This window comes from uncultured Alcanivorax sp., assembly GCF_947258575.1.
Lineage (GTDB): Bacteria > Pseudomonadota > Gammaproteobacteria > Pseudomonadales > Alcanivoracaceae > Alcanivorax.
In genome coordinates, this window is record NZ_CAMYIV010000008.1 from 117,884 (window position 1) to 126,288 (window position 8,405).

General features: G+C 59.9%; 5 protein-coding genes. All 5 read left to right on the forward strand.

Annotated features, from left to right (window positions below):
* The first annotated feature begins 22 nt into the window (after positions 1-22).
* The 5 genes from fadJ to Q0Y02_RS08830 all read left to right on the forward strand — a co-directional run bounded on the left by fadJ (position 23) and on the right by Q0Y02_RS08830 (position 8,171).
* Entirely contained in the window at positions 23-2,182 is a 2,160-nt protein-coding gene (gene fadJ, locus Q0Y02_RS08810) for a fatty acid oxidation complex subunit alpha FadJ (RefSeq protein WP_297767004.1), read from the forward strand.
* A 79-nt stretch (positions 2,183-2,261) separates the two neighbouring features.
* Positions 2,262-4,565 carry an acyl-CoA dehydrogenase gene (locus Q0Y02_RS08815; protein WP_297767006.1) on the forward strand — a complete coding sequence of 768 codons (2,304 nt, stop codon included), beginning with the start codon at positions 2,262-2,264 and terminating at the stop codon, positions 4,563-4,565.
* 121 nt (positions 4,566-4,686) lie between these two features.
* Positions 4,687-5,889, forward strand: coding sequence for a CaiB/BaiF CoA-transferase family protein (locus Q0Y02_RS08820; RefSeq protein ID WP_035248317.1), 1,203 nt, complete (start codon positions 4,687-4,689; stop codon positions 5,887-5,889).
* 91 nt (positions 5,890-5,980) lie between these two features.
* Positions 5,981-6,871 carry an alpha/beta hydrolase gene (locus Q0Y02_RS08825; RefSeq protein ID WP_297767007.1) on the forward strand — a complete coding sequence of 297 codons (891 nt, stop codon included), beginning with the start codon at positions 5,981-5,983 and terminating at the stop codon, positions 6,869-6,871.
* Between the two features lie 70 nt (positions 6,872-6,941).
* Entirely contained in the window at positions 6,942-8,171 is a 1,230-nt protein-coding gene (locus Q0Y02_RS08830; RefSeq protein WP_297767008.1) for an alpha/beta hydrolase, read from the forward strand.
* Positions 8,172-8,405 lie beyond the last annotated feature (234 nt).

Sequence of the window (8,405 nt, forward strand, 5' to 3'; positions counted from 1 at the left end):
GCAGCGGAATAAGGAGATCCCCATGAGCAAAACGCAACGTGCTTTTACTCTCAAACCGCTGGATAACGGTGTAGCCGTCCTGGAAATCAATGTCCCCAATGATGCCCAGAACACCCTGAAAGCGGAGTTTGCCGACGACTTCAACAGCGCCTTTGCTGCCATCGAGAAAGCCAAACCCAAAGCGCTGGTGCTGTACTCCACCAAAGCAGGCTCATTCATGGCCGGCGCCGATATCAAGCTGTTTGAAAGCGCAAAGACAGCGAAAGAAGTGAGCGATCTGTCCACCCAGTGCCAGCAGACTTTCCAGAAACTGGAAGACCTGGATATCCCGGTGGTGGCCGCTATCAAGGGCGCCTGCCTGGGCGGCGGCATGGAACTGGCACTGGCCTGCTCCTACCGCATCGCTGCCAGCAGCAGCGACACCGTACTGGGTCTGCCGGAAGTGATGCTCGGCCTGCTGCCTGCCGGCGGCGGCACCCAGCGCATGCCTCGCCAGGTGGGTATCGCCACCGCTCTGGACCTGATGCTCACCGGCCGTCAGCTGAAAGCCAAACCGGCGAAGAAAATCGGCCTGGTGGATGAAGTGGTGGAAGCCGTGGCGGTCTACGACCGTGCCGTGGCCCGTGCGCTGGAACTGGCCGACACCAAGGACGAAAGCGGCCTCGATCTGGCGAGCTATTTCAGTAAGGACGGACTCACCAAGGCAGCGCTGGAACAGAACAGCCTGGGCCGCAAGGTGGTTTTCGAGCAGGCCCGCAAGCAGACCGCCAAGAAAACCCACGGTCTGTACCCGGCACCACCGGCCATCATTGATGCGGTGGAAGCCGGCTTCGAGGAAGGCATCGAACAGGGTTACGCCACCGAGGCCCGCCTGTTCGGCGAGCTGGCCATGTCGCCGCAATCGAAACAGTTGCGCGGTATTTTCCACGCCACCAACACCCTGAAAAAAGAAACCTTTGTGGCCGACGGCGTGAAAGCCCGCGATATCAAAAAAGTCGGCGTCCTCGGTGCCGGCCTTATGGGGGCCGGCATTGCGCTGACCACCATCAACAAGGCCAGGTTGCCGGTGCGACTCAAGGACCGGGACGATAATGGTCTGGCCCATGGCGTGAAATACGTCAGCGAGTTCTACAGCAAGCGCGCGAAAAAAGGCGCCATGAGCGCCGCCGATGCCAGCGCCGAACAGGGCCGCATTTCCTACACCGCCGATTACAGTGGCTTCAAGGGGCTGGATCTGGTGGTGGAAGCGGTGTTCGAGGACCTGGGGCTCAAGCACAAGATGCTCAAGGACGTGGAAGCCAACGGCAACAAGCACACCGTCTTCGCCTCCAACACCTCGTCCATCCCCATTACCGACATTGCCAGCGCCGCCGAACGCCCGGAAAACGTGATCGGCCTGCATTACTTTTCCCCGGTGGAAAAAATGCCGCTGCTGGAAATCATCACCACGGACAAAACCGCCCCTGAGGTGACTGCCGGTTGCGTAGCCTTCGGCAAGGCCCAGGGCAAGACCGTGATCGTGGTGAAGGATGGCCCGGGCTTCTATACCACCCGCATCCTTGCGCCCTACCTGAACGAAGCGACCCGCCTGCTCACCGAAGGGGTGGATGTGAAAGCCGTGGACAAGGCGCTGGTGCGCTTTGGCTTCCCGGTGGGCCCCATCACCCTGCTCGACGAAGTGGGTGTGGATGTGGGTACCAAGGTGGGGCCGGTACTGGAAAAGGCTTTTGGTGAACGCATGGCGTCACCGGATGCCGCCGGCCTGATGATCGAAAACGATTATCTGGGCCGCAAGAGTGGCCGCGGTTTCTATATCTATGAAGGCGTGGCCAAGGGCGAAAAGCCGGTGAACACTGCTCTCTATGAGCTGATGAATGTCACCAGCGAAAAAGATGCGGACGACGAGGAAATCGTCAGCCGTTGTGCCTGGCTGATGATCAACGAAGCCGCCTACTGTTTGCAGGACGGCATCATCAGCGACCCCATGCACGGCGATATCGGCGCCATCTTCGGTCTGGGCTTTCCGCCCTTCCGCGGCGGCCCGTTCCGTTACATGGACAGCCTGGGCCTCACCAATTCGGTGCGTACCCTGGAGCGCCTGGCCGAACAGTTTGGCGAGCGCTTCACACCGGCTCCGTTATTGATAGAGATGGCCAAAAAGAAACAACGCTTTTACCCGTAAGCGTCCGGCGCCTTTTTACTAGCGCCCGTAAACGTTCGCCCTGCCCCGCAGGGCCTAACAACCTCAAAGGAACCACAGCATGTTTCAACAAGTGATGAACTGGATGCGGGACAACAAGATTCTCCCGCAGATCTCCGACACAGAACGGCAAGCGCTGGAAGCTGGCGATGTGTGGATTGATGGTCAATTCTTCGGTGGCAAGGTGGACTTTGAAAACATCCTCGCCGAAAACTATGACCAGCTGCCCGCCCACGAACAGGCCTTCCTGGACGGCCCGGTGGAAGAGCTGCTGAAAATGGCCGACGGCTACGAGCTGTCGCGCACCCGCAAGCTGCCGGACGATGTCTTCAAGTTCATGGCAGACAATGGCTTCTTCGCCATGCAGATCGCCAAGGAATACGGTGGCATGCCCATGTCCACCCAGGCCAAGTCCTGCATCATGGCCAAGGTCAGCTCCTATTCCGGCCTGCTCAGCGCCATGGTGGTGATCCCCAATTCCCTGGGCGCCGCCGAACTGCTTGGCCACTACGGCACCGACGAGCAGAAGAACTACTACCTGCCCAAGCTGGCCAAGGGCGAGTTCATTCCCTGCTTCGGCCTCACCGAACCCACCGCCGGTTCTGACGCTGCCTCCCTGAAAGCGGAAGGCGTGGTATTCAAGGACGACGATGGCGAAGTGAAGTTCAAGCTCAACTTCCGCAAGCGTTACATCACTCTGGCACCAGTCGCCAACCTGATTTCCCTGGCAGTGCGCCTGCACGATCCGGAAAATCTGCTGGGCAAAGGCGAAGAGCCGGGCATCACCGTGGTACTGATCGAAAAAGGCGCCCCGGGTACCGAAGGCCTGCATATCGGCGATCACCACCAGCCGATTGGTGAACACTTCCCCAATGGCCCCATCGTCGGTCGTGATGTGATCGTAGGCGCCGACAAGGTACTGGGCGGCGTGGAATACACCGGCATGGGCTGGAAAATGCTGATGGAAGCCCTGGCCGGCGGCCGCATGGTCTCGCTGCCTGCTACCGGCATCTGCGGTGTGCGTCACGGCGCCATGATTTCCGGCGCCTACTCCATGGTGCGCCAGCAGTTCGGCATCCCCATCGGTCGCATGGAAGGTGTTGAGCACAAGATCGGCAAGGCCGCCGGCATGACCTACGCCTTTGACGCTGCCCGCGTGTTCGGCTGCTCCGCCGTGGATCACGGCATTCAGCCGCCGGTAATGTCCGCGGTAATGAAAGCCTACTCCACGGAAATGGGCCGTGAGATCGGCACCGATGCCATGGACGTGACTGCCGGCTACGGCGTTATGCAGGGCCCCAACAACACCATGGGTCGCCTGTACAACTCCGCGCCGGTGAGTGTCACCGTGGAAGGCGCCAACATCATGACCCGCACCCTGATGATCTTTGGTCAAGGTGCTACCCGCTGCCACCCCTACGCCTACAAGGTGGTACAAGCGGTGGAAAACGAGGATGTGGCCAGCTTCCGCAAAAACCTCACCGGCTGGATGCTGCAGTTCCTGCTCGGCATGGTGATGACCCTGGTACGCGGCGTTACCCGTGGCTGGTTCACCGTGAAGGTGCCGGATGTGGAGCCGAAGACCAAGAGCATCTACCGTCGTCTGGGCTGGGCAGCCACCCGCTTTGGCCTGCTCACCAACCTGGCCATGTTCTTCGTGGGCGGCAAACTGAAAGCCCGCGGTAATCTGACCGGTCGCTATGCGGATGCGGTTGCCTGGTTGTACATCACCACCTCTGCCCTGCGTCGTTTTGAAGCCGAAGGCCGCAAAGCAGAAGACCTGGCGCTGGTGCAATATTCTGGCGAATACGGCCTGACCCAGATCCAGAAAGCCTTCGAAGGCATCTATGAAAACTTCGGTGGCCCGGTGGGTGTGATCCTGAAAACCGTGGGCCGTATCTGGCTGGGCCTGAACCCGCTGGCCAAACTGCCCGATGACCAGCTGACTCACAAAGCCGCGCTGACCCTGCAAAGCTACGGCGAGCAGTACAAGCGTCTGGTGGGCGGCAACTACATGCCGGAAGAAAGCGACCAGGGTCTGGGGCGTCTGCTCAAGGCCTTCCGCCTGACCACCGAAGCCGAGCCGGTTCGCGCCAAGATCCGCGCCGCCCAGAAAGCCCGCAAACTGGGCCGAGGCAAGGTAGATGAAATCGCCGCCGAAGCGGCCCAGCAAGGTGTGATCAGCGATGCGGAACTGGCACTTCTGAATGAGGCTACCGCAGCCTGCATGCTGGCCATCGAGGTGGATGTGTTCACCAAGGACGAGTACTACGGCGCCGGTGGCATTCCTGCCATGAGCGCCACCGGTGACGGTGGTGTGGAACAGCCCCCGGAGTATGAGCTGGCCAAGGCGGTCGGCGAATAACTCCCCTGACACCGAACGCCCTTCCGGGCGTTCGGTTTTCTTTCTTTCAGTTTCCATTCCTTTGTTCTGCCATATCGCAGTGCAAAGGAATTGATACTCTGCCTCTGCGACAGGATCCCCCATGAACCCATTGCTCGACGGCCTGAAGGTCCTTGACCTTTCCCGTCTGTTACCCGGCCCTTTCTGCTCCCTCTCTCTGGCCCAACTGGGCGCCGACGTGATCAAGATTGAGGAACCGGATGGCGGCGATTATGCCCGCGAACTATCCCCAGAGCTGTTCGATATCGTTAACCGGGGCAAGCAGTCCCTGACCCTGGACTTGCGCCAGGCAGAAGACGTGGCTCGCTTCAAACAATTGGTGGAAACCGCCGATGTGGTGCTGGAATCGTTTCGCCCCGGGGTCATGGACAAGCTGGGCTGTGGCTACGACACCCTCAAGGCCATTAACCCCAGACTGGTGTATGCCTCCCTCACAGGTTATGGCCAGACCGGCCCTTATGCGGATCGCCCGGGCCATGATTTGAACTACCTGGGCTATGCCGGGGTGCTGGATCAGACCGGGCTGGCCGGCAAGCGCCCGGCCATGTCCAACGTGCAGATCGCTGACCTGGCTGGCGGCGCCCAGAATTGCACCATTGGTATTCTCGCCGCCGTCATGGGGGCACGGCAGAGTGGCGAAGGGTGCTGGGTGGACGTGGCCATGCTGGATGGCGCCCTGGCCCTGCAGAGCATGGCGCTGGCCACCCATCACCAGCATGGTAGCAGCCAGCCCCGCGGCAAGGACATGCTCACCGGCGCCCTGGCCAACTACAACGTGTACCGCTGTCGCGATGGCAAGTACCTGGCGGTGGGCTCCCTGGAACCGAAGTTCTTCATGGCATTCCTGAAGGAAATTACGCCAGCCTTTCTGTGGAAGAAGAAAAAGAAAAAAACTGGCAACGCTTCCAGCTCAACCGCCGACAAACCCAAGCCCGCCGGTAGCGGCAACGATGCATTGACCCGCCTGGCCGCAGACCCGAAAAAACTGCGACGCCTGATGATACCGGTGCGCTGGGCCATCCAATTGATCCTGCTGACCCGCACCCGCGATCAATGGGACGCCCGGCTGGCCCACAAGGATACCTGCGTCTCCGGGATCCTCACCCTGGAAGAAGCCCTGGCCAATGAACAGGTGCAAGCAAGAGGCCTGGTAACCGACAGCCAGAAAGGACCGGTGCTGCGCTCCCCCATCCGCTTTGTGGGCGCACAGACCCGCGACGGTGAGAGCCCATCACTGGGCGAGCACAACCCGTTATTTACGGACCAGGATAAGCGTCGGGCCTGACGCCCGTGCTTTCTGACCCGATCATCCCTGCTACTGGACGGGCTCAAACAGTAAGGTAGTGGGCAAAAGAATAATCAATACGGAACGTCCCATGAGCATTCAGGCAAAAATCATCAAGGCGGTGACCCGCCGCACAATCAAACGTCACGGCCTCAACGAGCAGCAACTGGTTCGTCACCTGCGCAAGGTGTTCAATGACACCCCGGTTCTCACCCTGCTGCCACGAAAAGTCACACTCAACCAGATCCATGAATCACAGTTCCAAGGGGATCACCTGAGTGTTTCCAACCCATCCACCACGGTGCTGTATCTGCATGGCGGCGCCTATATTGGCGGGGTCACAAAGACTTATCACAACCTTGCCGGACGACTGGCAAAGCAGCTACATGGTGAAGTCTATCTGCCTGTTTATCCGTTCGCGCCCGAGCACCCTTTTCCGGCAGCCGTTAACCGGGTGATGGAAGCCTACGAATACTTATTGGCCAAGGGCAAGAATCCCAGTGATATCGTGATTGCTGGCGACTCCGCCGGCGGCGGCCTGAGCCTGGCCACCCTGCTGCATATTCGCGACAAGGGCCTGCCCCAGCCACGCTGTGCGGTACTGTTTTCCCCCGGCAGCAATGCCTTCCCGGACGACAAGGTATTGGACGCCCTGGACCCCAGCGATGCCATGCTGTCGGCGGACATCATCCGTACCGTGATTGACGTCTACCTGCCGAACAAAGAGGACCGCAAACACCCCTACGCCTCGCCCTGTCTGGGAGACTACAACGGCATCTGCCCAATGTTGATTACCGCCAGCACCGACGAAGTGCTGTATGCGGACGGCAAACAGGTTCGCAAGGCTGCGGAAAGTGCCGGTGTGCGGGTGAAATGGATTGAGCGCCCCGGCCTGTTCCATGTCTGGCCGATCATGGTGCCCTTCCTGCCAGAGGCAAATCGGGATCTCAAACGTGTGGTCGAGTTTATCCGCACCGCCTGACTGTTTTGGTCATTGCTGCCAGCGCAGCAGCGGCGTTAACTGAATTATTTCCAGTGATAGTGAGACGGTAATGACAGAACTGCCCCGCATCCATCCTGACGACTATTGTGACGAGGATCTGCCCCGGCTTGCCCAGCCCTGGTGGCAGACTCTGCCGGGTAACTTTCATGCGCTGCCGGATCATTTTCTCGCGGATAATGATACCCGCTGGCGAATCGACTACACCGCCAGCATCGACACCCTGGCGCGTACCGGCCTGGCCAGCATGGCCGGCGCTGCGGCCCTGCCCGCCACACTGAATATCTCGCGGCAGAGGGAAGAACGGGCACTGGTGGATTTTTATCGCCCCTTTCTACAGGAAGAGGATCCCAATACGTTCTTCTCCCGGCCTACAGAGACGGCAAATATTGAACGTATTCCGGTGGCCCCCTATCACTTTCAACCGGAGGATGGCGACGCCCATACCCTGCGTTTTCGTTCGCCCTTCGAGCCCAAGAACCCGGCGCTGCGTGACCGTTACCTGGGCCATCGCCGGAACCGCACCGCCTGGGCCCAGCACTGGCGTCACCACGGCGAACCGCGCCCGACGCTGATCATGATCCACGGTTTTGTCGCCGACCCTTACTGGCTCAACACGCGCTGGCTGGCCTTGCCCTGGTTCTACAAGCAGGGGTTTGATGTGCTGCTTTATACCCTGCCCTTCCACGGACGGCGCAAAGGCCGCTTCGCGCCCTTCAGTGGTGCGGAATTTTTCAGCCAGGGTATGGCGCTGCTTAACGAAACCTTTGCTCACGCCATCCATGACCTGCGTCTGTTCATGGACTATTTACGCGAACAGGGCACCCCGGCCATGGGCGCCACCGGCATTTCCCTGGGCGGTTACACCACCGGGTTACTGGCTGCGCTGGAAGATGATCTGGCCTTCGCCATTCCCAATGTGCCGCTGGTCAGCATCATGGACCTGATGCAGAGCTGGTTCCCGATCAATCTGCAGGTGAGCCTGCTGAAAAAGGTCTACGGCACCGACCTGCAGGGCCTGCGGGAAATCACCGCACTGCATTCACCACTGACCTGGCCGTGCAAGGTACCGCAAGCCGGGCGCATGATCATCGGCGGTGCCGGCGACCGCTTCGCGCCGCCAAAACACAGCCATCTGTTGCACCAGCACTGGGGCGATTGCGATCTGCACTGGTTCCCGGGCAATCATTTGCTGCATCTGGATCAGGGGCTGTATCTGAAAGCCATGCGCGATTTCATGAAGGCGGCGCTGGGGGAGAAGTCGGTGGCGGTGAGAGGCTGAATTTAGCTTCTAGCTTTGATCGTCCTGCGGACGATGCCGTGCTTCGCACGGTTCGCCATGCAAGCATAGGCTCCTACAGCGGCTTCGTAGAAATGACAAAGCTCAAGGAACTTTCCAGACCTTCCCAATCCAACCAGCGTAGCTCGTAGCTCGTAGCTCGTAGCTCGTAGCTCGTAGCTCGTAGCTCGTAGCTCGTAGCTCGTAGCTCGTAGCTCGTAGCTCGTAGCTCGTAGC

Coding starts and splice junctions, on each gene's coding strand:
- fadJ (WP_297767004.1), top strand. CDS start 23: ATGAGCAAAACGCAACGTGCTTTTACTCTCAAACCGCTGGATAACGGT.
- Q0Y02_RS08815 (WP_297767006.1), top strand. CDS start 2,262: ATGTTTCAACAAGTGATGAACTGGATGCGGGACAACAAGATTCTCCCG.
- Q0Y02_RS08820 (WP_035248317.1), top strand. CDS start 4,687: ATGAACCCATTGCTCGACGGCCTGAAGGTCCTTGACCTTTCCCGTCTG.
- Q0Y02_RS08825 (WP_297767007.1), top strand. CDS start 5,981: ATGAGCATTCAGGCAAAAATCATCAAGGCGGTGACCCGCCGCACAATC.
- Q0Y02_RS08830 (WP_297767008.1), top strand. CDS start 6,942: ATGACAGAACTGCCCCGCATCCATCCTGACGACTATTGTGACGAGGAT.